This window comes from Streptosporangium sp. NPDC000509, assembly GCF_042898365.1.
Taxonomy (GTDB): Bacteria; Actinomycetota; Actinomycetes; order Streptosporangiales; family Streptosporangiaceae; genus Streptosporangium.
Map to the genome: position 1 here is coordinate 331,343 of NZ_JBIAYX010000006.1, position 24,479 is coordinate 355,821.

The following is a 24,479-nucleotide window of genomic DNA, read 5'->3' on the forward strand; positions in this document are numbered from 1 at the left end:
AGGATCGTCATGGACTTCCGTACACCCGAGATGGACAGGCTCGCCGCTGAGATCATCCCCGAGGAGTTCTTCGAACTGTCCGCCAGGGACGCCCGCGACGTGTTCTTCGCCGACACGCGGATGCTCGACGGCAAGCAACTCGCGCACAACCGTTACCGCACCAGTCCTCGCTCGCTGATCGACCACCTGGCCGAGCAACTGGAGCTCGCCGGCACCGAGACGCTGCTCGACGTGGGATGCGGCAACGGGTTCGTCCTGGAGCACCTCCGCCCTCACCTCGCCGAGGGCCGCATCGTCGGACTGGACATCGCGCCCGGGGTGCTCCAGGCCGCCAAGGCGCGGCTGGCCGGTGTCGCCACCCCATGTGAGTGGGTCGAAGGCAGTGCGGATGACCTCTCCGCGTTCAGTGACGACTCCTTCGACCGGGTGATCGCGACGTACATGATGCACTACGTCCCCGATATCGACCGGTGCCTGGCCGAGGTGCGGCGCGTGCTGCGTCCCGGCGGGAGATTCGTACTCACGACCGACCGGCCCGAATCGATGGTGGAGATGTACCAGACACACTTCGCCGTCCTGCGGGAGATGGACGCCCCGGCACGGCTGTTCAAGGCAACACCGAAAGCCCGGATCTCCCTCATCAACGGAGCTGAGTATCTGAACCCGCGTTTCACACAGGTCGAGCTTCGCACCTGGCAGGACCAGCTGCGCTTCGCCGACGTAGAGGCATTCATGGCCTTCTACTCCGCCCACAACTACTGCTGCGCGGCCTCCGACCCGGGCGACCTCGGTGAGGACTTTTTCGCAGAGCTGCGGGCGCGGGCGCGAGCGCGGGTCCAGGCCGTCATCGACCGTGACGGTCACTTCGCGCTCACCAAGTTCACCGGATCCTTCATCTGTTTCTGACCGCTGCCCTGCCGGTCGGTGCCGCCAGATCTGCGGCGGCGCGTTCCGGCCCTCATTCCTTCCCGGAAGACCGAGCTTCCCGGAAAACCGATGCGAGGAGATCACATGGACAACCGGCTCGCCGCCCTCTCCGGCCGGCAAGTACTGATCACGGGCGGTGCGGGACTGATCGGCGCTGTGATCGGGCGGATGTTGGAAGCCGCCGGAGTGCACGTCACGGCCCTGGATAACCTCAGCGGCTACGAGACGATGCCGACCCTGCCCAAGGCCGACGCGCGCGAGGCCGGTCTGCGGATCGGCGACATCTGCGATGAGAGCCTCGTCAGGGACCTGGTCCGCGACAGCGACTACGTCATCCACGCGGCCGCGCACTCGACCGTCGCTGGTTGTACCCGCGACCCCGAGACCGCTTTCCACTCCAACGTCGCGGGGGTCGAGACGGTGCTGCGAGCCGTGGCCGACGCCGGTGACGTGCGCCGCTTCCTGTTCATCTCCTCGGCGCAGGTCTACGGGCACGGAGCCACTGGAAGTGACGCCGTCCAGACCTTCACCGAGGACCAGCCGATCAGCCCTCTCAACGTGTACGCCGCGGCGAAAGCCTGGGGAGAGTGGCAGACCCGGTTCCTGCTGAACGCCGCAGGCGTCGATTTCACCGTGATGCGGCCCTTCAGCGTGTATGGCGAGCACCAAATCCCGAAACCAGGCGCCTACTCGTGGGTGATCGCCCAGTTCGCGATGTACGCCGCGATCGGTGATCCGCTACCGCTGAACAACGGCGGCCGTCAGGTCCGCGACTTCGTCCACGTCGAGGATGCCGCAACCGGCATCTGCCTGGCCCTGGTCAGCGAGGAGGCAGGAGGCCAGACCGTCAACCTCGGAACCGGCCGCATCACTTCTGTGCGGCGGGTCGCCGAGCTGATCCAGACCCATTTTCCCGACGCACAGTTGTGTGACGCGCCCAGGCCCGCACAGGATCCGCTCGGCGGGTGCGCGGACACCAACCGGATGAGCCAGGCCTTGGGCTGGGAACCGCAAATCAGCGTGGAGGCGGGTATCGCCCGTTACGTGGACTGGCTGCGCGCGGTACCAGCGGCCATCCCCGACTGGCTCCGCACTGAAGGCGACCGGGTCGCGAACTGGAACGCCAGCGTCGCCCCGCGCATCTGAGATCACCTGCCTTCACGTCCCGGCCTCCGCCGGAGACGTCCGCCTTCACCTACTTGGCTGGTAGAGCAATGACGACACCACTCAGAGCCGCGGTCATCGGGCTGGGATGGGCGGGGAGCGTCCACACCAGGGTTCTGAGCTCGCTGGACGGCGTCTCCCTGGTCGCGGTCGCTGACACCGATCCAGGGCGGCGTTCCAGGTTCAACGGTGTTCGAACAGTCGGCGACGTCGATGAACTGCTGGACATCGAGCTGGACTACTGCGTCGTCGCGACACCGACCACCGAGCACGAGCGTATCGGCGTCGCGCTCGCTGCCGCAGGAGTGCACGCCCTCATCGAAAAGCCCCTCGCTTCCTCCCTCCCCGCAGCGTTTCGGCTGGTGGAAGCCTTCGAGCGCGCCGGTTTGATTGGCGCGGTGGGGCACACCGAGCGGCGCAATCCAGCCGTACGGGAACTCTGCGTCCGCCTGCGCGAGGGAGACTTCGGTGCCGTCTACCAGGTGGCGACCCGCCGCCATGGTCCCTTCCCGGACCGGATCCGTGATGTCGGCGTGGTAACCGACATCGCCATCCACGACGTCGATCTGGCGACCTGGCTCACCGGCCGCCACATCACCTCCGTTGCCGCCCAGGTCAGCAGCGTGAACGATGGTCCGTATGAAGATCTCGCCGCAGCGATTCTGCGCCTCAGCGGTGGCGAGATCGTTGACCTCCAGGTGAGCCGTATCTCGCCGCACAGGGAACGTATCGTCATCGCGCACACGGCCAGGGGATGCGTGATGGCCGACGCCCTGACCCGCACGATCACCCACTACGACAACGGCGATACTCCGGGCACCGCGGTGCCCATAAGAAAGATCACAACCTACGAGGTCCCGGGTGCGGAGCCGTTCCGCATCCAGCACGAAGCCTTCCGAGATGCGTTGCTCGGCCTGCCGAACGACATCGTCACACTGCGTCAGGGCGCTGCCGCCGTCGCGGCCACCGAAGCGATCCTCACCGCCGCCCGTACCGGCACCTGCGTGTCCCTCGTCGACCACGACTTCATCCGCCAGTGAAGTAACCGTCTCTCAGCGCCCTGTCCGCCTCTCCATCTTGATCGTCAGGACATTTCATGCTCACCGTGGACACCGTCGTCCAGTTCTTCCCACGTGGCGGATCAGCTCAGGTGATCCGCTATCTCGGCCGCGAGCTCACCGGCCGCGGTCTCACGTCTCGCATCCTGTGCGGATCGCTGGGCACGAGCGGCGACTTCAGCCACGCGCCCACCTTCTATGCCGGCCTGGATGTGGCTGCGATGGACTACAACGCCGCGGCAGCCGCTTACGCTCACGGCGGGAGTGGCATGGACGGGCAATCCGCTCCCTTTCATCCTTCTTACGAAGATCGCGGGCCCAGCGCACCTGACCGCATGTTCACCGCCGTGGCACCCGCGACGAACCAGCACCTGATCAGCGCCTGGAACGAGCACCTGACCGGTCACCGCAGCCCCCGTCCCGCCGTCGTTCACCTGCACCATCTGAGCCACCTGCAGGTCGCGGTCCGTCGTGCCTATCCAGGGATCCCGGTCATCACGACTTTCCACGGCACCGACCTCAAGCTTCTCGATCGGGCCCAGCAGGTCACCCGGTTCGCTGAACGCCTCGGCGTATCACTCAGCACCCTGGGTGATGCCTGTCATGACAATGACCTTGGACGGAAGCGCATGGTTCTGGAGCGACTCCTGAAGGACGCGGGTCTCACCGGGGAGGAGCTCGCGTATGTCCACACGAAGGACTGGAGGTTGTGGCGGTACGCCGATCTGTGGAGTGGGCAGATGCGCCGGTACGCCCGCTGTGCCGGGCGGATCGTCGTGGTCTCCGACAGTGACCGCGTCGAGGTGAATCGCCTGCTGGGCATTCCGGAAGACGACATCACGGTGGTGCCCAACGGCGTGGACACCACGCGTTTCGTGCCGCAGCACCTCGACGACGACCAGCGCCTGGCGCGGCTACGCCGCTGGCTGATCGACGACCCACGGGGATGGGCGCCAGGTCAGGAACCCGGCAGTATCCGCTACACCGCGAGCGATCTCGACAGGATGGTCGACGCGAGTGGAGCACTGCGTCCCGTGCTGTTGTGGATAGGCCGGTTCCAACAGGTAAAACGGCTCAACGTCCTGCTCGAAGCGTTCACTGCGATCCTGAAGACCGCGGACCCGGCGCCTGTCCTGTTGCTGTGGGGCGGTTACCCGGGTGAAACGGAAGGCGAGCACCCGCTGACCGCGGCTCGACGTCTCGAAATCGACGATCATGTCTACTTCATCGGCTGGCGCGACCATGACGAGCTTCCCGACGGCCTCAACTGTGCTGATCTCATGGTCGCCCCCGCCGTCAACGAGAGCTTCGGCATGGTCTACATCGAGGCCGCCGCCTGCGGAACGCCGCCGATCGCGACGAACACGGGAGGCCCGGCGAGCATCATCACCGGTTGCGGCAGTCGTGCCGACGGTTGGCTCGTGAAGCCCGACAATGTCACCGATCTGGTCGAGACCCTTTCCGCAGCCTTGGCCGACCCCGTGGAACGAGCCCGGCGGGCGGCCAACGCGGCGCGGCACACACACCGCTCCTACAGTTGGGCCGCCGTGGCCGACAGGTACCAGCGGTTGTGCGAGGAGGCCGCGCACGGCAGGCGCGGGGGAGCACCATGAAATCCGCTCACACCGCGCCACTCGGAACTACGTTGACGACAGGCGATCTGAACATGGCCGCAAAGCAACGGCCCAGATGGCAGGCGCTGTACGATCACTGTGGCATGGCCTTCCAGGCTTTCGGACAGCCAGCGGTGATGCACTCGTCCTCCCGCCCCGCTGATGAGAGAGGTAGGCATGCCGTACGAGGACCACAGGGCTCCCGCCTCGCCCGCAGGCGTGAGGATCGGAGTGGTCATCCTCACAATGGGTGATCGGCCGGCCGAACTCACCGCGCTCCTGGACTCCGTCGAAGCGCAATCCGGGCCGGTGATGCGCGTCGTGGTCGTCGGCAACGGCACCAAGCTGGGACGACTGCCCGCAGGAGTCGAGGGTCTGGAACTGCCCGAGAACCGGGGAATCTCCGGCGGGCGTAACGCCGCGCTCGCCGCTCTCCGCGACCACGGGGACATCGACGTCGTCATGTATCTGGATGACGACGGACTCCTGCCGCGTTCCGGCACCGCCGACACGATTCGCCGCCTGTTCGCTCACAGCTCTGACCTGGGAATCGTCAGTTTTCGCATCGCGGACGAGACCGGCCACACACAGCGCCGTCACGTTCCCCGGCTCCGCAGTGGTCAACCGCTGCGTCCCTCGGAGGTCACCACGTTCCTCGGCGGCGGCAACGCCATCCGGATGGCGGTGGTGGACGATATCGGTACCTGGCCGGAGCCGTTCTTCTACGCGCACGAGGAAACCGACGTGGCGTGGCGGGCGCTGGACGCGGGTTGGCGCATCGAATACCGCCCGGAGTTGGTGCTACAGCATCCTCGGACCTCTCCGACACGCCATGCCGTGTATTTCCGTATGGTCGCCCGCAATCGCGTCTGGCTGGCCAAGCGCCACCTGCCCGCAGTGCTGGTGCCGGTCTACCTCGCCACCTGGACCGTGATCACCGTCGTCCGCAGACCTCCTTTGGCGGGGCTCCGGGCATGGGTCAGCGGATTCGTCGAAGGGTGCACCACATCGTGTGGTGATCGCCACCCGATGCGGTGGAGCACGGTCTGGCGCATGGCACGTCTGGGGCGTCCGCCGCTGATCTAAGGAGTTCTGCCTGAGGTGGTGCGGGCGGTCGATCACACCGGCTTCAACGGCGTATCCGGCAAGCTCTGCGAATAGACCTGTAAGGCCCGCCTGTGCCCCACGCGCGGAGTGTCTCTTTCCTGCCTCTCGCGCGAATCATGAGCTACTGATCCTTCTTGTGCGGCTCCCGTATGGAGGTAGCCTCGGGAACCACCTGGGCCGAGATCCTGCGTTCAGGTTCAGGAGGAGCCAAAGGGGCAGGAGAAACGGGTGACTGGTCAGTCGAGCACTCACGGCATTGAAATGCATCCTGACCGGGTGATCAAAACCTTCGAGTCGTGGGGCCGAGGTGAGCACGAGCAGGAGTGGCGGGCGCTGACCTTGCTCGCGGAATATGCGCCTGAGCTGGCTCCACTGCCGCTTGAGGCCCACTTGGAGGCGGAGCCACCCGTGGTGGTGATGTCGCGCCTGGATGGTGTTCCCCTTCGTGGACTGGATGTCACATCAGAGCAGATCGAAGCGATGGCCGAGGCGATCACAACTCTGCACCGAGCGATTCCCATGCGGGTGCTGGTTGATCTGGCGCCCTCCGCGTGGAATCCGTCCGTGGCCATCGCCAAGGCTCAGAGGCTCCAAGCGGCAACTCCCGATCTGGGTGGCGATCCGGTGGTGGCCGAGGCCTTCGCCGCAGGTTCGAAATGGCTCGTCGATTCCCGCCTGGATCGGTTGATGGGGGAGATGACGCCCGTTTTCGGGCTCTCCGACAGCAATCTGGCCAACTACCTGTGGGACGGAAAACGTATCCGTTTGATCGACTGGGAAGACTCTGGACGTAGTGACCGTGCTTTCGAACTCGCGGAAGCCGTCGAGCACATCTCGCAGGTCGACGGTATATTCGACGGTCCCGCGTTGCTGGAACACCTCGATCTGAGCGTGACCGAGACGGCCCGGGTGCTGGCTTTCCGACGCTTGTTCGCTTTCTCGTGGATGTGCATGTTGGGTCCTGGAAGTTCTTTTTCCGCGCGCAACCCGTACGGCACCTTGGAGCGCCAGGCAGAACGGCTGCTCGGCCTGCTGAGCTGACAGGTTCTCGCAGGTTGTCATGGTCCGGTAACAGCTTGATTTCTTGCGGAAATAAGGAAGCAATTCGGGTAGGTCATGTCCGTCTGCAGTGGCACCAGTCCTGCGCGACTCTTCGCGTCTTACGGCAAGTTTTTCTTTACCCGAGCTTCTCGATCGTCCTAAGATCTGAGGTGCTTTGTCCATGAGATGAGCCGCGCGCACCGGACAGGTGAGCACGCAGGCCGCGTTCCCCGCAGGCCGCAGATACTAATCACCCGGGTGATCTATGCCCTCACCGACGTTGGTTCGGGGCGCTGGGTGATCAAGGTCGAGCGAAGGGGAACGTGTGAGCGAGTCGACTCATCGGGCGCTTCTGGTCATCATCGCGGTGCTCATCGGTGTGATCATCAGTTTGATCGCGGGCATTCTGTCCACCGTGGGCGGGGCCGCCGTCTCTTCGGCCATCCTGCTGGGTGGCGCTGCCTTCGCGGGGGCGGTGACGCTCCTGCTCGCGATCTTTTACGCGCTCAGACTGCTGTGACGGACGCCTGGGTCCGCGACGAGACACCCGATCCGTACGATCGCCGCACCCGTAAAACAAACGGGTGCGGCGACCGTACGATCGATGGAAGAGGTCAGGCGACGCCGGCCATCTGCTCGGCGTCGTCCATGGGACGCAGCTCGTCGGCGTAGCTGACCGAGACGCGGCGCATCACGCCGCTGTCGCTGATGGAGTACTGGCCCAGGCGCCACAGCGGCGGCGAGTACGCGTGGATCGAGACGCTGCCGTGAACCGCGCCGGTCAGCCGGTGGATGTGGTCGGGACCGAAGGAGAAGGACTCGCCCTCCGAGATCACGGTCTCCAGGTGCTCGCCGCCGATGCGGGGGTTGCACTCCAGAAGCGTCCCGGCCACCACGCGGACCGCCCCCGAGGAGGTGTCGTGGTCGTGCCAGCCGGTGTCGTCCTCGGGCCGCCAGCACAGCAGCCAGACGTCCACGTGGGAGTCGCGGTAGAGGGAGGCGAAGTGGCGTCCCCCCTCCTCGGGGAACTCCACCTGGTCCTGCCACCGGGACGGGTCGGCGGCCAGCTCGTTGACCAGGTCGAGGAGTTCGCGCCGGTCGAGGGCGCGAGCGGGCAGGGCCTCGTAGCTCATGAGGTCTCACCGCCGACCGGTCCGGAGACCGCGATGTCCACTCGTCCGGTGTGAATGGCGTGACCGGCGCGGTCGGCGGGCCGGGCGGCTCGTGCGCGCCGCGGGCTCGCGGCTCCGGTCGCCGGGAGCGCACAGCTCTCGCGGCCCTGGTACTGGTTCACTTGCGCGACTCCTTTCCGTTCAGCAGGCGGTTCGGGTTGGTGACCGCGATGGCGTGCCAGGCGGCGTTGCCGAGCGCGGGGTCGGGTGCGATGGCGTAGGGCTGGTCGGAGCCGCTCACCACGACGTCGACGCCGAGTTCGCGGACGATCGCGTCGACGGCGCGCGGGCCGTAGGAGGAGGTCTCCAGGAACAGGTTCGGATCGACCTGTCCCCGGCCCTCGCCGCCCCGGTTGGCCAGGCGCTCGGAGTGCAGCGGTGCCAGCCCGGCGAGCAGCGAGAAGCAGACCCGCAGGCGGGGGTGGCGGGACCGGCCGAAGGCGGCGAAGGCGTACCACGCGGCGTGCATCTGCTGCACGTACGGCACGACGGCGGGCCACCAGCCGGGCCCCTCCGGCTCGGTGGCGGGTCCCGGGTGCACGAAGAGCGGCAGGTCGCGCTCGGTGAGGACGTCCAGCAGCGGGGCGACCCTCGCCAGACCCGCGGCGTCGCGCACCGCGGTCGCGGGCAGCTGGAGCCCGACGAGTCCGGGTCGCGCGTCCGTCCTGCCGTTCTCGACGCCGCTCTCCGTGCCGCTCTTCGCGGCACTCTCCGTGCCGCCCGCCGTGTCGCGGTCCTTCGCGTCGTCTCGTACGCCGCTGCGGATGTCGTCTCCCGTCGCGTTCCGTACACCGTGCCGGGCGTCGTCTCGCGCGTCGCCTCGTCTGTCGAGGGCCTTGGCGAGCCTGGCGGGGTCGATCTCGCTGAGGCAGGTCGCCGCCCAGGCGCCGAAGGGCGCGGGCAGGGCGAGGGCGTCCTCGTGGTAGGCGTCGATGATCGGCCAGGCGTCCTCGGGGGGCAGGGACTCGATGCCGAGCGGGCTGGACAGCGACACGAGGGCGAGGTCGAGATCCGCGTTCAGCGCGAGGCGTCCGGCGAGGTCATGATCGGCGGGGTCGACCTCGTAGGCGGGCTCGCCGTCCAGGTGGAGGGTCCAGCCGTCGAGCCGGGGCGCGGCCGTACGCCGTCTGAGCGCGTCCACGAACGCGGGCGTCCACAGATGCTGGTGAACGTCGACGGTCACGACGGATCTCCTCCTTCCACGCTTCGCGGCATTCCCTACCTAGAATAGGGGTAAACACTCTCACCTTGCCACATCCAACAGTGACACGGTTCAGTGAACCGTTTCAGTGAACCGCTTCACCCTGCATCGTGTCAATACCTCCCGACATCTCCCGACTTCCTGCGACGCCTCTGATCGCGCGGGGAACGCGCCCCCGAAGGTCCCGGGGAATAGGCTGGACCGATGCCCCAGCCCCGGAAACGAGCGACCATCCGTGAGGTGGCGAAGGCCACCGGTCTGTCACCGGCCTCTGTCTCCTACGCCCTGCGTGGCATGCAGGTGTCGGAGGAGACCATCGAGCGGGTGCGCCGGGCCGCGGCCGAGCTCGGCTACGAGGCCGACCCGATCGCCCGGGCCCTGGCCAGCGGCAGGACCGGCATGATCGGACTGCTCTGCGGCTCCCTGGAGGATCTCTGGCAGCAGGCGCTCGCCGTGGGCATCGGCCGCGCGCTCAAGGACAACGACCGGTACGCCCTCATCCTGGACGCCGCCGGAGACCCCGCCAGGGAGAAGACGCTCGCCAGACAGCTCCGCGACCAGCGGGTGGACGCGCTGATCGTGCAGCCGGTCGATCCCGCGGCGCCGCTCTGGGCCGAGCTGTGCGAGGGGCTGCCGGTGGTGTCGATCGGTGACGCCCTGGCCGGGGCACGCGCCGCGGGCGAGGTCGTCTTCGACAACCGGGCCGGGGTGACCCTCGCGCTGGAGCATCTGCGCAAGCGGGGGCACCGGCGCCTGGCCGTCCTCACCTCGACCCGGGCCAGCACCCCTGACCGGCCCGCGGACGTGCACGTCATGGCCGAGGCCGGGAGGCTGGGACTCGACATCGAGATGGTCACCGCCTCGCAGTCGCTGGGACCGGCCACCCGGGTCGCGGGCGAGATGCTCGACGCCGGACACCGGGCGTTCTTCTGCTTCGCCGACTCGATCGCCTACGGCGTCTACGCGGCCTCGGCCGAGCGGAAGCTCGGCATACCGTTCGAGGTGTCCGTGATGGGCTACGACGACCACCCCATGTCGGGCCTGCTCACCCCCGGCCTGACCACGGTCGACTGGGACATCGACGGCATCGTCCGCGCCGCCGTCCGTATCGTCGTGGCCGCCGCCGACGGCACCGCCACGCGCCGCCGCCGTATCGTCCAGGCCCCCCAGCTCCGCGAACGCGGCTCGGTGGGCTGACCCGGCCACGTGAACCTCACGGGTCGTGAAGAACTCGGAGGTCTCAGGGGACGAGACCGGGCAGGAGCCCGCGCGCCGCGTCGAGGTCGGCGTCCAGCGGGCGGTCGCGCATCGCCGGATCGAGCGGCAGGTCGCAGGGCAGGCCGCGCTGCCGCAGGGCTCGTACGGAGGCCACCAGCTCGCACGCCAGGACGATCTCCAGCGGTTCGGCGGCGGCGAGCGCGGAGCGGGCCGCCTGCGGGGTGAAGCTCGCGTGGTCCTCGGTGCCGAGGGAGAGCACGGCGCCGCCCAGGGTGACCGGGGCGGCCAGGTGGCGCAGCTCGGCCAGGGCGGAGTGCGCGACGTATTCGAGGATCATCACCCCGGACAGTCCGGGACGCTCGGCGAGGAAGGGGAGCAGTCCCGTGTGGGCCGGGTCGTTCAGGGTGGCGAGCCTGGCCGCGCTCAGCGTCGCGGTCTGCACGAGCGCGGACCGCAGGGCGTCGAGGGCGAGCGCGACCCGCGCGGAGTGGAAGTTGCCGTTGTGCCAGGCCCGGCCACCGGCGATCAGCGGGTTCTCGGGAGCCGCGTTCATCTCCTCGGTGATCGTTCGTTCCGCTCGTCCGAGGGCGTCGAGCACGGCTCCGTGGACCTGCGGAAAGGCCCGGTAGCCGTACGGGTCCTGAACGCGGCGCGGGCTGGTGGAGCCGACCAGGGCGCGCAGCCCGGCCGCCACCTCGGTCTGCTCGGCGCCGCGTTGCACGACGGGGGAGAGCGGTTCGAGCGAGGCCTCGATCGCCCGGAAGGAACGGGCCGCGACCGCCGTGGCGGCGGACAGGAGGACCCCCAGACGGTGACAGGCCAGCGCCGCGTCCGCCAGGGTCGCCGCGCCCGAGCTGATGAACGGCAGCGCGTCGACGGAGGCGAGCGCGAACCGGGGTACGGGATCCCCCGGCCGCGTCCCCGGAGGGCCGCCTTCGGCTCGCTCCCAGGACCGGGTGTCCCCGGTCCCGGTGCCGGTCCCGGCTCGGGTGTCGGTCCAGGTCCCGGCTCCGGCCTGGGTCCCGGCTTCGGTTCCGGTCCCGGTTCTGGTCTCGGCCTCGGTCGGGGGATTCCGGGTGTCCCCGGCTGGTGCCTCGATCCGTACGGTGTCCGAGGGCCGGGTCCAGGGAAGCTCGCCGAGGAGGCAGAGCGCGGTGGTGGCGAGGGCGGTGAGGTCGCCGGTGCCGATGGCGCCGTAGGTGCGGATCGGCGGGGTGAGGCCCAGGTTGACGGCGGCGGCGAGAACGGGAAGGAGGGCCGGGTCGACCCCCGAGCCGCCGGCCAGCAACTGGTTGAGACGGACGACGAGGGTGGCGCGGGCGCGGAACGCCTCGATCGTCGGCCCGGCGCCGCCCGCGTGGCTGCGGAGCAGATCCAGGCCGGTGTCCTCGGTCTCCACGTCCTTGTTGGCGCCCACCCCGGTGGTCCGGCCGTACACGGGCCCGTTGAGCAGGCCGGCCATCCGCCACGCCGCCTGCGCGCGGGCGGTGGAGCCCAGCGCGATCCCGGAGCCGTGGGCCGCCCGGTCGACCTGCTCGCAGGTCAGGTGGGCGCCGTCAAGGACGAAGGTCATCCGCTCAGTCGCCGACGATCGCGTCGAAGATCAGGTCGAGCAGCCAGCTGACCAGGGCGATGACGATCGCTCCCCAGAACGCGGCCCAGAAGCCGTCGACGTGGAAGGGAACCCGGAGCTGCTCGGCGATCCAGCTGGTCAGCAGCAGCAGACCGGCGTTGACCACCAGGGCGAACAGGCCGAGTGTGAGGATGTAGAAGGCGCAGCCGAGCGTCGCGATGATCGGCTTCAGGACCGCGTTGACGACCCCGAAGATGAGGGCGACGACGACGAGCGTGCCGATCTCCTTGGCCGGGCTCGCCGCGGACACGGCGATACCGCTCACGAGTTGGGTCGCCGCCCATAGAGCGGCTGCTACGACCACTATTTTGATGAGTATTTTCACGTTTCGGCATCCTCGCATGGATGGTTGGACGGGCGATAGGTCCACATCTTGAGAGTGGATATATGCGTATAACAGGGAGTCTGCTGTATCGCCCCGGCATCTGCGGCTCCGATCGTCACCGGGTGACACGGAGGCACCGGTCGCCCCGATCGGCGGGACGGCGAGCCGCCCCCGGCTCCCGTGGAGAGTTTCGCATCCGTGACCGTATGCGGTCATGAAAGTGGCGAGATCCTGTCAGGCGTGCCGTTCCTCGGCGGGAAGGACCTCCGCCGGATGGGAGAGTCCCAGGTGAGGAGCACGAATCGCCGAGGAGGGCCGCATCATGTCCGATAACCGATCGTCCGCCGACCGACAGGGGGAGCCGTCCGCGCGAGCCGGGAGGAGCCCCGGGGGGGAACCCGGGAGGGGGCTCGGGACGGGGGCCGGGAGGAGTCCCGAGGAGGGAGCCGGAACGAAACCCGGTGCGGAACCCGGGACCGAATCACGTCCTGTCCCCAAGCCGGGACCTCCGCCCAGGCCGGGGCCGGTTCCCAAGCCGGGGCCTCCGCCGAAGCCGGGCCCTCCACCCAAGCCCGGTCCCGGGACCGGTGCGGGGACGAAAGCCGGTGCGGGGACGGAACCCAGGCCGGGGACGGAAGCCGGGTCCGGGACGGAAACCAGGTCGGCGGACATGATCGACGAAGTGGCCCCATGACTCTGTGAGACCAAGATCATCTCAGCTGGGACCATGGTCGACGGGCGGAGAACGCCCTTCGGGCGTTCATCGACCTGCTTTCGCGGCGCCACCACGGGAAAAACGTCGCCACGGCCGACGCGCTGACGGTGCATACCGTCAATTGCGCATGATGGTCATATTCTCGGGGCAGAAGGGGCGTGAGGGGGTGGGTCTGTTGGAAACGGACGAGCTTGAGACGCTGTCGGCCCAGGAACTGCATGATCGCGCGGTGCACTACGCCGTGCACCACGGAGATCTCGGCTTTCTGTGGGAGTTGCTCACGTTGATCCCCGCGGCGAATGCGTCCACGGGCAGCGAGACTGAGACGACCAACGACCTCAGCAAGGTCTCGGCCCTGCTCAGCGATGCGATGGCCTCGGGCCACGGAGAGCTGGGAGAGGCGTTGCGACCGTTCTACATCGAATACCTCTCCAAACATCCCGAAGCCTGAGGGAGTCTCCTTGCCGCCTCAACCCGGGCGTTCCTCCGCCTGCGAGCCTCTGTAGGGTGATCGGCAGGTTCTCAGGGGAGGGACGCCATGGCACAGGTGAGAGTGGAGCGGACCGAGGACGGGTTCGTGGCGCGTAACGACCGCGGAGCCGAGGTCGCGATGGGCGGCGGTGACGAGCAGGGGGTGTTCACCCCCGTCGAGCTGCTGCTCGCCGCGCTCGGCGGCTGCAACATCGTCACCGTGGAGCCGCTCACGGCCCAGCGCGGCCACCGCATGGTCCGTCTCGCCATGACCGTCCAGGCCGAGAAGATCGAGACCTCCAGGCTGGGGCCGATCACCATCACCTACGACGTGGAACTGCCCGAGGGCGACGAGAAGGCCGCCGAGGTCTTCCGCGCCGTGGCCCACCGCGTCGAGGAGAAGTACTGCACGGTGAGCCGCGCTCTGAAGGACAATACCGAGATCAATCTCGAACTCCCCTGACGACCCCGCCGGGCGCCCCAGCCGATGCGCCACCGACCCCGAACCAATGCGATCGCCTCCTCGACGGCACGTTTTCCCGTGCCCGCAGGGCTGACGGCGCTTCGGTGATACCGGGTCAAGGTTGGGTGTAGGCGCAAAATCAACCTTTGGATGACGCGCTCGTTGCATTTGACTAGGTAGTGTTGTTGCAGGTCGAGGGGTCTGCGAAGCCCGGGGGGAGCGTTGCAGAGACTTTTCACCGGATAAGAACGCGAGGGGGATCGCGTTCCTGAGCGGAGCCGCCCGAGTCTTGGGGGAGACGACGGCAAAGCCCGCGAAGAGGCCGGGGCCGGACAGTTGGGGGACTGTCCGGCCCCGCGTCTGTTCAGCGGCGGGTCCGGACCCCGGGCGACTCACTGGCGGATCCGCACAGGGTCCGACCGGGATCAACCGGGGTGCGAGCGCGCTGAGGCTGCTGCTAGAGTTACCTCCGTCGCAAGCGCCGCTAGCTCAGTTGGTTAGAGCAGCTGACTCTTAATCAGCGGGTCCGGGGTTCGAGTCCCTGGCGGCGCACCACCGGCTCAAGCCGATGACCTGGGCACCTTCCGTATCGCGGGGGTGCCCTCAGTCATTTCCGGCCTCGCCCCGCCCCTACCGCGGGCCTTCATCCGGTCGTCGTCCGGTGCTTGTCCGGCTTCCGCCAGACCTTCACCCGGTCCTCACCCGGTCGTCGTCCGGCGGTCACCTCCGGCCACCACCCGGGTTTTCCGGAGGTGCCCCTCCCCCGCGCGGCCGTTGCTCCCTCGGCGGATGCAGGTGGCGCAGGACCTGAGCGCGTACGGCGTCGTCGAGCCCGTTGAGCAGGCGGTCGGCACGGCCGTCGGAGGAGGATCCGAGCAGTCCGGCGATGATGGCCGGGGGCAGGTAGCCGAGCACGCCGCACGCTCTTTTCGCCGGCATCGTCTCGATCAGGCGGATGGCGAGCGGGCCCGTCGAGAGGGCTCGGACGATTCCGGCCGTGGTCCGGGTGTCCGTGCACGCGAGGATCTTCGCGGCCTCACCGGGGGGAACGGCGCCCAGCAGGGCGCCGCCCCGCCCGGGGTCGACGTGGCTCAGTGCCTGGCCGGCGCGGGCCGTTCCCATCGCTCGCAGTATCGCGGCGGCCTCCTGAGGCTTGGCCGCCATCACGTTCAGCACGGCGCCGCCGGTCCTCGCCGGAGCCGCGCCGAGGATCGAGGCGGCCCTCGCCGCGGACAGTTCCAGCAGGATCGCCGCCGCGACGCCCGCTTCCATCCGGATCAGCACCCGCTGGACGGACTCCGTGGGAAGGCGGGCGAGCAGCCGCGCCGCGGATGAGGTCGCCATGGCGCCGAGAACCCGTGCGGTTTCCGCCGGATCCAGCCCTCCGAGGTCCACGGACCTCTCCGGCGTGCGATCCGCGACTGCGGGCACGGGGCGGCGCGAGGGGGAGTGGGCGAGGTGGGGGGAGGGAGGTGAGGGGGTGAGGTCGGGTGGGGGAGACGCGGGGGTCGCCTGGCGACGGTGCGGCGGAGGTGGGGGAGAGGCGGGGGGCGCCTCGCGGCGAGGCGGTGGAGGCGAGGGCGTGAAGCCGGGAGAAGGGGATGCGGGAGCGGGGCGGGATCGGTGCTGCGCGGGGTGACCCCGAGGGGCGTCGACGATCGACCTCAGAACCTCCTTGAGCTCCCGGGCGTCCATCCGCCGCTCGGGTGCCTTACGCAGCAGCCTGACGACCGCGTCGGACAGTGCCCCCGTACGGGTGAGGGGGGGAGGGGCGTCGAAGGCGATGGCCTTCATGGTGGCCGGCACGCTGCCGCGGAGGAACGGGGAGTGGCCCTCCAGGGAGTGGAAGAGGGTGACGCCCAGGGACCACAGGTCGGCGGGCGGTCCCGAAGGGAGGTCGTTGATCCGTTCGGGCGCCATGTACTCCAGGGTGCCCGCGAAGGTGTTCTGCGAGGTGAGGCGGCCCTCACCGACGATGTGGGCGATGCCGAAGTCGACGAGGAACACCTCGCCCTCCTCGCCGAGGAGGATGTTGGCGGGCTTCACGTCACGGTGAAGCACGTCGGCCCGGTGCGCGGCGGTCAACGCGGCCAGCACCCGCCCGCCGATCTCGGCGGTCCGGCGCTCGTCGAGGGGGCCGCGCTCGATCAGGTCCTGGAGCGAGTGGCCCTTGACGTAGGCCATCACGATCCAGGAGAGGTCGTCCTGCACGACCACGTCGTAGACCTCGACGATGCCGGGGTGCCTGATCCGCGCCGCGGCCCGCGCCTCGCGCAGCACGCGCCGGCGGCGCACGGACAGGGCCTCTCCGTTCGGTGACAGGACGAGCTCCTTGAGCGCGACGCGGCGGCCGAGCATCTCGTCCTCGGCGAGCCACACGTTGCCCATCCCGCCGCTGCCGATCACGGACAGGAGCCGGTAGCGGCCGTTGACCGCGCGGCCGTTCGTCTCGGGGGTCACGCAGGATCAGTCGTCGTCATCGGGGAACAGCTCGATCCTGCCGGGCCGCTCGCCCGCGGGGCCGCCGCCGGAGTCGGATCTGCGGAACGCCCGGGTGTTCGGCATCGCGCGCAGCATGTCGTCCTCGGCGGAGTAGAGGTCGCCGTCCGGGGTGCGAGGGTCGGTCATCCGCGCGGTGTTCGACGGCCCGGCCGGAGTCTGCACCCTGTGGGCGGCGCGTAACGGGTCTGGCTCCTCCCAGATGTCCCATATCGATGCGGGGTCGTCGCCGGGGTCCTGCCGCGTCGCGGAACCCGGTGAGGGGATGGCGGAACCGAACTGGGAGCTGTAACTGTCTCGCGCGTCGCGGAACTCCTGCTTCGCGGCGAGGTTGAGGATCTTCTCGTAGTTGCCCGGCTTCTGCATCAGCTTGACCGCGACCGGCAGGCACTCGATCAGCAGGAACAGCAGGATCAGCAGGAGGTGGGTCAACCTGAGGGTGATGTCCTCGCCGGACACCTCGTTGAGCGCCTGCAGCCGGATCAGCAGCCCGCCGGTGGCGCGGTTCTCCGCGTCGAACGCGTTCTGCAGGTCGCTCTGGCGCCGCACGGCGGCGTCGAGCGACTCCTGGGTCTTGGGCAGTGCCTGCCTCGCCTGGGCGAGGCGCTCTGACCTGCTGTTCTCGTCCGTGGCGGTGAGCTCCGCCTTGCGCTCCTCGATCTGCCGGTTGAGCAGGTCGACCCGGCTCTTGGCCTTCTCGTACGTTCTCTCACTGGCCTGGGCGAGGGGGCCGTTGCCCTTGCGCGGGCACGTCTTGCCGCCGTAGAGCTGGCACTGCCACTCGTCGTAGAGCTTCTCGGTCTGCTTCTGCTGGGCGTCGCGCTCGGCCGTCAGTGACTTGACCTTCGGGTCCTTGGCGGGATCCAGCGGGACGTCGCCCTCCGAAGTGATCACGTTCTGGAGAGCGGTCACCTCCTTGCGGAGGTCGTCGACTTCACGCCCGACGCTGCCCGCGCTCTGCCGCGTGGCGAATTCGTTGGCGCGCTGCTGTTTGATCTGGACGATCTGCGCGTCGATCTCGGATTTGAAGATCTGCAGCACCAGCGGGGTGGAGATGACGATGCCGAGCAGCACGGCCATGAGGATCCGCGGCAGGGCCACCCGCCAGCGGCGCGACCCGTCGGCGTGCATGGTGCTGACCAGCCAGCGGTCGAGGCTCATGATGGCGAGGCCCCAGACGAGGCTGGCGGGAATGGCGATGAGGAGGGAGACGCCGAGCGCGGAGTTGAGGGCGAACGTCATCGACACGACCGCCAGCACGCTGGTGGTGAGCACCGCCCCGCCGATGCCCTCGAACTTGCCCTGCTCGGTCGGGCAGAGCTTCAGGATTTCTGGGCGTGCGCCGGACAGGGCAATCAGGAGTGTCCTCATCTATTCCCCTTCCGAATGGCGCTCGAACCGGCGGCTATGAACTTTAGGTCACGAGCGCGGGGCGTCGCCATGACATGGACACTATTATAATTCCGTAAGGTGTGATTCCTTATACCGCAGGGAAATCAGGTCCGGGCAGTGCCCGGAGATGATCATTGTGAGGCCGTCGCGACCTTGACAAAAGGCGGAAAGGGAATTACGCCGCAGATGTTCGGGAATTCGCCGAGGGCTTCGGGAGGCGGGCGGAGTCGTCGCGCCGACGGTGCTCCGCGCCTTTCTTCAGACGCGTTACGGAGGCCATCAGGTGACCGAGCCGGGTGAGGTTCCGCTCCGCAAGGCTCTCGCCGGGGCGGTCGCGGGACTCGACGAGTCCGGGGGGCTGACCGTGGTGGAGGTGGCCGCCGACGGCATCACCACGTTCCACCTGCGCCGCGACGACCTGGGCAGGCCGCGCTGCCGGTTCACCCCGGTGATCCCGTGGACCTCTCTGTCGGGGGAGCGCGGGCGCGATTTCGCGCGGGGCGACCTCACGTGGCAGGACCCCGCGCGGCGTGATGCCGCGAGGCAGGATCCCACGGAGGAAGCCGTCCTCCGCGCCGCGGACGTCCACTCCCATGACATGCTGATCCTTGTCTGCTCCTTCCCCGACAGCCCGCTGGCCGGGCAGGCGATGACCTGGCTGCACGCGGCGTGCCCTGAGGCGATGGCTTTCGTCCAGGCGGACGTGCGGGTCGACGCGCTGCTGCGCGAGGTCGTCGGGAACGACCCGCTGGACCGCCCGTACGAGCTGGTCGTGCTGAGGCGGAGCGCGGTGACGGGTGAGCTCGAACTCGCCGCTCACCAGCTGTTCGGCATCGGGGCGAGGCCCGGCGCGGTCGCCGAGGTCAGCGCTCGCTGCGAGGCGGGTGACGAGAGGGGCACCGCGTTCGCCGTGGTGGCCTGGGGGCGGAGGCCGCTGCTGCTGTCGGTGCAGTCGGCGAGACTCGTTCCCGGCCTTCACGATTTCACGGTCGAGCTGGAGAGACCCGGCCGGGTCCGTTTCCTCGGTCTGCCGGGGCTGGTGGACGACGACCGCAGCTGGGCCGACCTGGTCGAGGCGGTCCCGCGCCGGCTCGACCCCCGGGACGGCTCGCGGCACCTGATCTGCGCGGTGGAGATCAGCGGTGCTCCGGGTGACGTCACGACGCGGCTCGACCGCATCCGTCAGATGATCACGAGGATGTCCGCGGACCCCTCGGGTTTCCTCCGGGTTTCACTGGTCGCCTACGGTGCGCACTCCTACGACCGGAGGGTCCCCGAGGTGAAGGTCGAGGTCGCGGACTGGCTGGCTCCTCCCGGGCAGGCCCTCGCCTCGCTGTCCCGCCTGGAGGAGCGCGACCCGGCGCCGGAAGGCCACCCGCACGGTGCGCAGCTGGAGGACATGCTCGCCGTGGTGGCCGGCCGGATCGGTGAGGGAGAGGCCGAGCGGACGGTGCTCCTCACGGTCGGCGACCGGCCGCCGCATCCGGCCAGGGTGAACGGGACGATCCTGCCCTGCCCGTATCGCCACGACTGGCGCGCGCTGCTGCGCCGGCTCGGACAGCACCCCGGCATCGCGTTCGGAGCGATCTGCGACCGAGACGTCGGAGAGGCCGACCCCGTCTGGTCCCGCCTGGGTGCCACCGCGCTGACCTGGCTGGACGCTCTGGACATCCGAGAGTTCGGTGCCGAGCTCGGTCTGACGGCGCCTCAGGACCAACCGATCCCCTTCCCCCTGATTGAGGTGCCATGACGAACATGTGGAGCGGGCAGCGCGTGGCTCCCGACCTCGGATCCGAGCGTTCGCTGCCCAACATCGCGATGTGGGGCGCTCCGGGCAGTGGGAAGACCACGCTTCTCGCCGCGCTCAACATCGCCCTGCTCCGCCAGGAGGGCGACTGGAGCGTCGTGGGCGCGGACGCCCAGTCCACCAGCTTTCTGACGGAGAAGACCACGGCACTGTCGCGGGACAAGGTGTTCCCTCCGGCGACGCAGGGGCTGGACAACTACAACTGGTTCCTGGTGGGGCGGCACAAGCGGCGTACACGCTGGTTTCGCAGGTCAAGAACGCCCCGTGCCCTCAAGATCGGCATCAATCTCCTCGACCCGCCCGGCGGGGCGTTCGGCAACCAGCGAGGAGGTGGCGCCTCCCAGCAGGACCTGCTCCGCAACCTGGTGCACAGCAGGGGCATCGTCTTCCTCTTCGATCCCATCAGGGAGAACGAGGACGGTGACGCGTTCGAATACTTCTACGGGGCCCTGGCCCAGCTCGCCGAGCAGGTGATCGCCGGATCCGCGGTGACGGACGGCAAGCTGCCGCACCATCTCGCGGTCTGCATCACCAAGTTCGACGACTTCAAGGTGCTGGAGACGGCGAAGCGGCTGAGGCTGCTCACGACCGACCCCGAGGATCCCTTCGGGTTTCCCCGGGTGGCGAACGACGACGCGAAAGAGCTGTTCCAGCAGCTGTGCAGGGTGTCGGCGAGCGGAAACGCGGATATGGTGCTGAATGCTATTGGGCGATTTTTCCGTGAAGACCGAATTAGGTACTTTGTCACGTCATCGATTGGTTTCTATGTCGGTCCGAAGAACAAGCTCTTCGACATGGACGACTATCAGAATCTTGTTCCGACGATTTCCCGGCCGGTGGACGGTGAGTCGGCCTCCGAGACCCGATACAACACCGAGATTCGGATACGCGGTGAGGTGCGTCCCATCAATGTGATGGAGCCGATGCTCTGGCTCGGGCAGCGGATTTCCGCGCCGTAGCCGATCAGGAGGACTGGCCGATGAGCACGGTGCGACTGCCGTTCGAATGGGCGGTCGGGGGAAAACCCCCCGGCAGCGGTGACGACTACCGGATCCTCGCCTGCAGCGAGGGGCTGCTCAGCCGCGACGACTTCGAGGACATCAGGACCGTCTACACGATCGGCACTCCCGAGGAACTGCCCCAGGTCGTGATCGCATGGGTGGGCAGCGGGGACGACGCGCACCTGGTCCTGGCCATCCAGAGCTGGTCGGACGAGGAGGACAGGCGGCACCGCAGGATCGCCCGCACCCACTACTTCTGCCTGCCGTACGCCCACATCGCCCAGCCCGCCTTCCCCGTGTCCTACGAAGATCTCCACCAGGCCCTCGGGGGGGTCTTGCTGCCCACGGACAGGCAACTTGTCGTCTCCGTTCCCGAGCTCGACTCCGGCGCGGTCGCGGCGAGGATCGACCGGACGGCCATCTACGCGGCCGCGCTGCTCATGACCGGTCAGCACGTCTGCGTCGTGGGTGGCGAGGCCGTTCCGATGATCGAGCGTCTGCGATTCCTCGACACGGTGGCCGCGCTGCTCCCGTACGGCATGCGCGCGAGGCTGACGGCGTCGACCTGGGCGAGCAGCACCGCCGACCACAAGATCAGGCTCGCGTTCACCCAGCACGTCCCGGCAGGGACATACCCGGTCGTCTGGGGACGGCCGGCGGAGATCCCCGATCGGGAGGAGGACGCGTACCGTTACCTCACCCTGCTGGCGCGTCACGATCCGGACGCCGATCTGGTCGGCTGGCTCGCCTCGCGGACCGAACCGCTCACGTTCGGCAAGAACGGCAGGGCCCGTGCGCTGGACCTCCTACGGGGGTTCAGACCCTCCCCGCCCGCACTCATGCCCCCGCCCGTGTCCCCGCGCGCTCAGGACTCGGTGGCAGGGCTGCTGACCGAGTGCGCCGATGCCGTCAAACGCGGAGAGACGGCCGAGATCAGAGATGCCATCCAAAGACTGGACGATGCTGTCTCGACCCGAGGGCTGCAGTTCACGGGCGAAGAGCGGGCCCGATACCAGAAAATCATCAAGGACCTTCGGCTGCGGCAGCTGAAGGACGTCCTGCCCGAAAATCTGCAGGGCCGGCTGTCCGCGGTGATCCAGATGATCGAATACGGCCCGGAGGCCACGTCCGCGCCGCAGATGGACGGGATCACCCAGGAGGTGGCTCGGCAGGACAGGGCGCCGACGACGGCGATCGTTCACAGACTCCCCGATTTGGTCGCCTCCATAAACGCGGCGTACGAGCAGGGCCCGGAGAAGCTGGAGGAGACGCTCAAGCCGATGCAGACCAGGGAGCTGGTCGCGGCGGCGGCGTGGCAGCGCTGTGACAAGCTGGTGGTGAAGATCGTCTGTGACGAGCTCGTCGAGCGGGGTGGCGGCGATGCCGAGGACCACCAGATCGCCGAGGCCCTGCGCGAGCACGGTTATCTCGCCGACGCGATCAGCGGGCTTCATCCGGCCGGAGGCCAGGCCCGGTTCGACAGGCTCCGCGACCTGCTGGGTGCTGCCTACGGGCAGGAGTTCGGCCCCAAACAGTTCGAGGAGGTCATCCGCTCCTCGGGTGGGCGGTCGGCGCCCCTGTTCACCACCGCGGTGCTCCTGTTCGGCAAGGGCGCGGGGGACGCGGTGAAGAAGTCCGCTGTCAACCTCGTGCGCGCTTCCGGCCTCCAGTACGAGAACATCGAGAAGGCCGAGAGACTGCTGCTCGAATCCGAGTCGGGCGTGGGCAGCCTGACCGCGGCCGATCCGCCGAGGAAGAGGTGGTTCGGACGCGGGCGCCGCGGTAAAAGGGCCGAGTATCCCGTACCCGTCTTCACCCTGTATTTCCTCATCATCACGTTCGCGATCATCGCGCTCGTGGAGTTCCTCATGCTCATCCCGGGTCCCTGAGTGGGAGGCCGGCCATGCCGATAACCGTCGAGTGGGCGCTGTGGGGCATGTCCCCCGGGAGCAAGGGCCTGCCCGAGGTCCTGTCCTGCGGTCAGGGACGGATCCCCCGCTCGGGCTTCTCCGAGCTCGTCGAGCGGTACGCGATGACGACCCCCAGGCAGCTCCCCCAGGTGACGATCGCCTGGGCCGGCGCCGCCGAGGACGCGCACATCTTCCTCGCCGTCCAGGAGTGGTCCGGCACGTTCGACGGGTTGGGCCGGGAGATAGCGGTCACCCGCTGCTTCTGCGTGCCCTACGCGCAGGCCGCCTTCGGCCCCGTCTCCTACGAGCGGCTCTACCGGGCGCTGAAAGATCAGAGACCGCCGGACGGCGGTCCGCTCGTCATCGACCCGCCGGCACTGGACGCCGAGGTCACCGCCGAGGCCGTGGACCAGACCGTCATCGGCGCGGCGGCCCTCCTGCTCACCGGGAAAAAGGTCTGCGTCGTCGAAGGCGGTGGAGTGTCGCTGCTCGACCGGCTCAGGTTCCTGGACACGGTGGCCGCGCTGCTCCCGTACGGCTTCAGGACCAAACTGATCGCCTCGACGTGGGCTCCCCTCGCGACCGGTCACCGGAGCAGGCTGTTCTTCGCCGATCACCCCTCTGAGAACGCGCTCACCATCGCCTGGAAGCAGGAGGTGAGCGTTCCCGAGAGCCATCCCGTCGCCCACCGCTACCACGAGATGCTGGCGAGCGGGATGGAGAAGGGACTCGCCGGGCTGATCGCGCGGTTCGCCCGCGACACCGGGCAGCGAAGGTTCTCCACGGAGGACCTGGAGGTCGTCCCTTCGATCGTCGAGTCCGGTGGCGAACCCTCCCACACGTCGATCGACGACCTGCTGATCGCCTGCGCCGACAGCATCGAGGAGGGGCAGGTCGGCCTGATCCCCGATCACCTGGCCCGGCTCGACGCGCTGCGGGGTTCGGCCGCCGTGAACGGCGGCGTGCGTCGCCGCCGCAACATCGTGAGCGACCGCCGCCTCCTGGCCAGTAGTCCCGTCCTGGTCCCGTCGGTCCAGGAGCATCTCTACGACCTGGTGCTGAGCGTGGCCTACGGGCCCAAGCTCACCGTGGACGGGCTTGAGCAGATCTTCAGGGACGTGGATCCGGTTCCCGCACGGCTCCTGACCGCGCTGTCCCGGATGCCGGTGGCCGATCCGGCCGTCACGGTGCGGCTCGCCGGCCGCCTCGACCCGCGCCGGTCCGCGCCGGCCCTCGCGTCGCTCTCCGTCGAGAAACTGGTCGAGGCGGGAGAACGGGAGCCGATCGACACCTCCGTCGTGCGGCTGGTGTGCTCGGAACTCGCGGCCCGCTGCGCCAAGCCCTCACAGCGGGCCGGCATCGGCACGGCGTTGCGGGGCCGCGCACGTCTCAGGGCCGCGATCGAGCGGCTTGAGGGGACCGACGCGGACAGCCGGTTCGAGAGATGCCTCGTCCTGCTGGTGGCCGACTACGGCTCGTCCATCGACTCCGACGAGTTACGGGAGGCCTTCACCTCTCATACCGAAGTGTTGCCGGTGCCGCGGCTCGCCGCGCTCGCACTGCTGTGCGACGCCCCCGCCCGCCAACTGCTCGCGCAGCTCGTCTTCCGCGAGCTCCTCGTCCAGGGGGGCATCACGTCAAAGACCTTCGAGAAATTCCAGCTCTAGCGATGACATCCCGGAGGGTCCCGATCCGTCGCGCACGCACGTTCCCCTGTCACGGAAGCAGCACGCTCCCGCGCCGCCTCGGATCACCTACCGCG

20 protein-coding genes and 1 tRNA gene are annotated in these 24,479 nt (G+C 68.5%); 15 read left to right on the top strand and 6 right to left on the bottom strand.

Annotated elements, in window-relative coordinates; translation table 11 throughout:
* The first annotated feature begins 9 nt into the window (after positions 1 to 9).
* From ACFY3D_RS14115 to ACFY3D_RS14145, 7 genes are all read left to right on the top strand, one after another.
* Positions 10 to 906, top strand: a complete 897-nt coding sequence (locus ACFY3D_RS14115; RefSeq protein ID WP_389979118.1) for a class I SAM-dependent methyltransferase — start codon at positions 10 to 12, stop codon at positions 904 to 906.
* Between the two features lie 105 nt (positions 907 to 1,011).
* On the top strand, positions 1,012 to 2,073 hold the full coding sequence (locus ACFY3D_RS14120) for an NAD-dependent epimerase/dehydratase family protein (protein ID WP_389979121.1): 1,062 nt from the start codon (positions 1,012 to 1,014) through the stop codon (positions 2,071 to 2,073).
* Positions 2,074 to 2,141: 68 nt separating this feature from the next.
* Positions 2,142 to 3,131, top strand: a complete 990-nt coding sequence (locus tag ACFY3D_RS14125; RefSeq protein ID WP_389979124.1) for a Gfo/Idh/MocA family protein — start codon at positions 2,142 to 2,144, stop codon at positions 3,129 to 3,131.
* 56 nt (positions 3,132 to 3,187) lie between these two features.
* Entirely contained in the window at positions 3,188 to 4,762 is a 1,575-nt protein-coding gene (locus tag ACFY3D_RS14130) for a glycosyltransferase family 4 protein (RefSeq protein ID WP_389979127.1), read from the top strand.
* A gap of 246 nt (positions 4,763 to 5,008) precedes the next feature.
* A complete protein-coding gene (locus tag ACFY3D_RS14135) occupies positions 5,009 to 5,848 on the top strand; it encodes a glycosyltransferase family 2 protein (RefSeq protein ID WP_389979130.1) in 840 nt (279 codons plus the stop codon).
* A gap of 249 nt (positions 5,849 to 6,097) precedes the next feature.
* A complete protein-coding gene (locus ACFY3D_RS14140) occupies positions 6,098 to 6,910 on the top strand; it encodes a phosphotransferase family protein (RefSeq protein ID WP_389979133.1) in 813 nt (270 codons plus the stop codon).
* Positions 6,911 to 7,235: 325 nt separating this feature from the next.
* Positions 7,236 to 7,430 carry a hypothetical protein gene (locus tag ACFY3D_RS14145; protein WP_389979136.1) on the top strand — a complete coding sequence of 65 codons (195 nt, stop codon included), beginning with the start codon at positions 7,236 to 7,238 and terminating at the stop codon, positions 7,428 to 7,430.
* 94 nt (positions 7,431 to 7,524) lie between these two features.
* Here ACFY3D_RS14145 and ACFY3D_RS14150 read toward each other — a convergent pair whose 3' ends face one another.
* Positions 7,525 to 8,043: a cysteine dioxygenase family protein gene (locus ACFY3D_RS14150; RefSeq protein ID WP_350944873.1), complete on the bottom strand. Its 519-nt coding sequence runs from the start codon at positions 8,041 to 8,043 to the stop codon at positions 7,525 to 7,527.
* A gap of 157 nt (positions 8,044 to 8,200) precedes the next feature.
* Positions 8,201 to 9,265 (bottom strand): amidohydrolase, encoded by a 1,065-nt coding sequence (locus ACFY3D_RS14155; protein WP_389979139.1) that lies wholly within the window; start codon positions 9,263 to 9,265, stop codon positions 8,201 to 8,203.
* A gap of 222 nt (positions 9,266 to 9,487) precedes the next feature.
* Between ACFY3D_RS14155 and ACFY3D_RS14160 the strand changes: the two genes are divergently transcribed.
* Positions 9,488 to 10,480 carry a LacI family DNA-binding transcriptional regulator gene (locus tag ACFY3D_RS14160; RefSeq protein WP_389979141.1) on the top strand — a complete coding sequence of 331 codons (993 nt, stop codon included), beginning with the start codon at positions 9,488 to 9,490 and terminating at the stop codon, positions 10,478 to 10,480.
* A 43-nt stretch (positions 10,481 to 10,523) separates the two neighbouring features.
* Here the strand turns inward: ACFY3D_RS14160 and ACFY3D_RS14165 are convergent, their stop codons facing one another.
* Both ACFY3D_RS14165 and ACFY3D_RS14170 read right to left on the bottom strand, forming a co-directional pair.
* Positions 10,524 to 12,074, bottom strand: coding sequence for an aromatic amino acid lyase (locus ACFY3D_RS14165; RefSeq protein ID WP_389979144.1), 1,551 nt, complete (start codon positions 12,072 to 12,074; stop codon positions 10,524 to 10,526).
* A gap of 4 nt (positions 12,075 to 12,078) precedes the next feature.
* Complete coding sequence (locus ACFY3D_RS14170; protein ID WP_350944882.1) at positions 12,079 to 12,459, bottom strand: phage holin family protein; 381 nt, start codon at positions 12,457 to 12,459, stop codon at positions 12,079 to 12,081.
* 842 nt (positions 12,460 to 13,301) lie between these two features.
* Between ACFY3D_RS14170 and ACFY3D_RS14175 the strand changes: the two genes are divergently transcribed.
* The 3 genes from ACFY3D_RS14175 to ACFY3D_RS14185 all read left to right on the top strand — a co-directional run bounded on the left by ACFY3D_RS14175 (position 13,302) and on the right by ACFY3D_RS14185 (position 14,663).
* A complete protein-coding gene (locus ACFY3D_RS14175) occupies positions 13,302 to 13,625 on the top strand; it encodes a hypothetical protein (protein ID WP_362508139.1) in 324 nt (107 codons plus the stop codon).
* A gap of 87 nt (positions 13,626 to 13,712) precedes the next feature.
* Positions 13,713 to 14,108, top strand: a complete 396-nt coding sequence (locus ACFY3D_RS14180) for an OsmC family protein (RefSeq protein ID WP_362508142.1) — start codon at positions 13,713 to 13,715, stop codon at positions 14,106 to 14,108.
* A 478-nt stretch (positions 14,109 to 14,586) separates the two neighbouring features.
* A tRNA-Lys gene (locus ACFY3D_RS14185) sits at positions 14,587 to 14,663 on the top strand.
* Between the two features lie 165 nt (positions 14,664 to 14,828).
* On the opposite strand, the gene ACFY3D_RS14190 is transcribed toward ACFY3D_RS14185, so the two are convergent.
* Both ACFY3D_RS14190 and ACFY3D_RS14195 read right to left on the bottom strand, forming a co-directional pair.
* Positions 14,829 to 16,568 (bottom strand): protein kinase, encoded by a 1,740-nt coding sequence (locus ACFY3D_RS14190; protein ID WP_389979149.1) that lies wholly within the window; start codon positions 16,566 to 16,568, stop codon positions 14,829 to 14,831.
* 6 nt (positions 16,569 to 16,574) lie between these two features.
* Complete coding sequence (locus tag ACFY3D_RS14195; protein ID WP_389979151.1) at positions 16,575 to 17,978, bottom strand: DUF4407 domain-containing protein; 1,404 nt, start codon at positions 17,976 to 17,978, stop codon at positions 16,575 to 16,577.
* A gap of 304 nt (positions 17,979 to 18,282) precedes the next feature.
* On the opposite strand from ACFY3D_RS14195, the gene ACFY3D_RS14200 reads away from it, so the two are divergent.
* From ACFY3D_RS14200 to ACFY3D_RS14215, 4 genes are read left to right on the top strand one after another with little or no spacing between them, the layout of a single operon-like run.
* On the top strand, positions 18,283 to 19,749 hold the full coding sequence (locus tag ACFY3D_RS14200; protein WP_389979154.1) for a hypothetical protein: 1,467 nt from the start codon (positions 18,283 to 18,285) through the stop codon (positions 19,747 to 19,749).
* On the top strand, positions 19,746 to 20,765 hold the full coding sequence (locus ACFY3D_RS14205) for a hypothetical protein (protein ID WP_389979157.1): 1,020 nt from the start codon (positions 19,746 to 19,748) through the stop codon (positions 20,763 to 20,765). The genes ACFY3D_RS14200 and ACFY3D_RS14205 overlap by 4 nt, the downstream gene beginning before the upstream one ends.
* 20 nt (positions 20,766 to 20,785) lie before the next feature.
* On the top strand, positions 20,786 to 22,696 hold the full coding sequence (locus tag ACFY3D_RS14210; RefSeq protein WP_389979160.1) for a hypothetical protein: 1,911 nt from the start codon (positions 20,786 to 20,788) through the stop codon (positions 22,694 to 22,696).
* A 14-nt stretch (positions 22,697 to 22,710) separates the two neighbouring features.
* The gene (locus ACFY3D_RS14215; protein WP_389979163.1) at positions 22,711 to 24,384 is read left to right on the top strand and encodes a hypothetical protein; all 1,674 of its coding nucleotides are present in this window, start codon (positions 22,711 to 22,713) and stop codon (positions 24,382 to 24,384) included.
* The last annotated feature ends 95 nt before the right edge of the window (positions 24,385 to 24,479 follow it).

Excerpts from the sequence above, each read along its gene's own strand:
- ACFY3D_RS14115 (WP_389979118.1), top strand. The coding sequence starts at position 10 with ATGGACTTCCGTACACCCGAGATGGACAGGCTCGCCGCTGAGATCATC.
- ACFY3D_RS14120 (WP_389979121.1), top strand. The coding sequence starts at position 1,012 with ATGGACAACCGGCTCGCCGCCCTCTCCGGCCGGCAAGTACTGATCACG.
- ACFY3D_RS14125 (WP_389979124.1), top strand. The coding sequence starts at position 2,142 with ATGACGACACCACTCAGAGCCGCGGTCATCGGGCTGGGATGGGCGGGG.
- ACFY3D_RS14130 (WP_389979127.1), top strand. The coding sequence starts at position 3,188 with ATGCTCACCGTGGACACCGTCGTCCAGTTCTTCCCACGTGGCGGATCA.
- ACFY3D_RS14135 (WP_389979130.1), top strand. The coding sequence starts at position 5,009 with ATGGGTGATCGGCCGGCCGAACTCACCGCGCTCCTGGACTCCGTCGAA.
- ACFY3D_RS14150 (WP_350944873.1), bottom strand. The coding sequence starts at position 8,043 with ATGAGCTACGAGGCCCTGCCCGCTCGCGCCCTCGACCGGCGCGAACTC.
- ACFY3D_RS14160 (WP_389979141.1), top strand. The coding sequence starts at position 9,488 with ATGCCCCAGCCCCGGAAACGAGCGACCATCCGTGAGGTGGCGAAGGCC.
- ACFY3D_RS14165 (WP_389979144.1), bottom strand. The coding sequence starts at position 12,074 with ATGACCTTCGTCCTTGACGGCGCCCACCTGACCTGCGAGCAGGTCGAC.
- ACFY3D_RS14175 (WP_362508139.1), top strand. The coding sequence starts at position 13,302 with ATGATGGTCATATTCTCGGGGCAGAAGGGGCGTGAGGGGGTGGGTCTG.
- ACFY3D_RS14180 (WP_362508142.1), top strand. The coding sequence starts at position 13,713 with ATGGCACAGGTGAGAGTGGAGCGGACCGAGGACGGGTTCGTGGCGCGT.
- ACFY3D_RS14195 (WP_389979151.1), bottom strand. The coding sequence starts at position 17,978 with ATGAGGACACTCCTGATTGCCCTGTCCGGCGCACGCCCAGAAATCCTG.
- ACFY3D_RS14205 (WP_389979157.1), top strand. The coding sequence starts at position 19,746 with ATGACGAACATGTGGAGCGGGCAGCGCGTGGCTCCCGACCTCGGATCC.
- ACFY3D_RS14210 (WP_389979160.1), top strand. The coding sequence starts at position 20,786 with ATGAGCACGGTGCGACTGCCGTTCGAATGGGCGGTCGGGGGAAAACCC.
- ACFY3D_RS14215 (WP_389979163.1), top strand. The coding sequence starts at position 22,711 with ATGCCGATAACCGTCGAGTGGGCGCTGTGGGGCATGTCCCCCGGGAGC.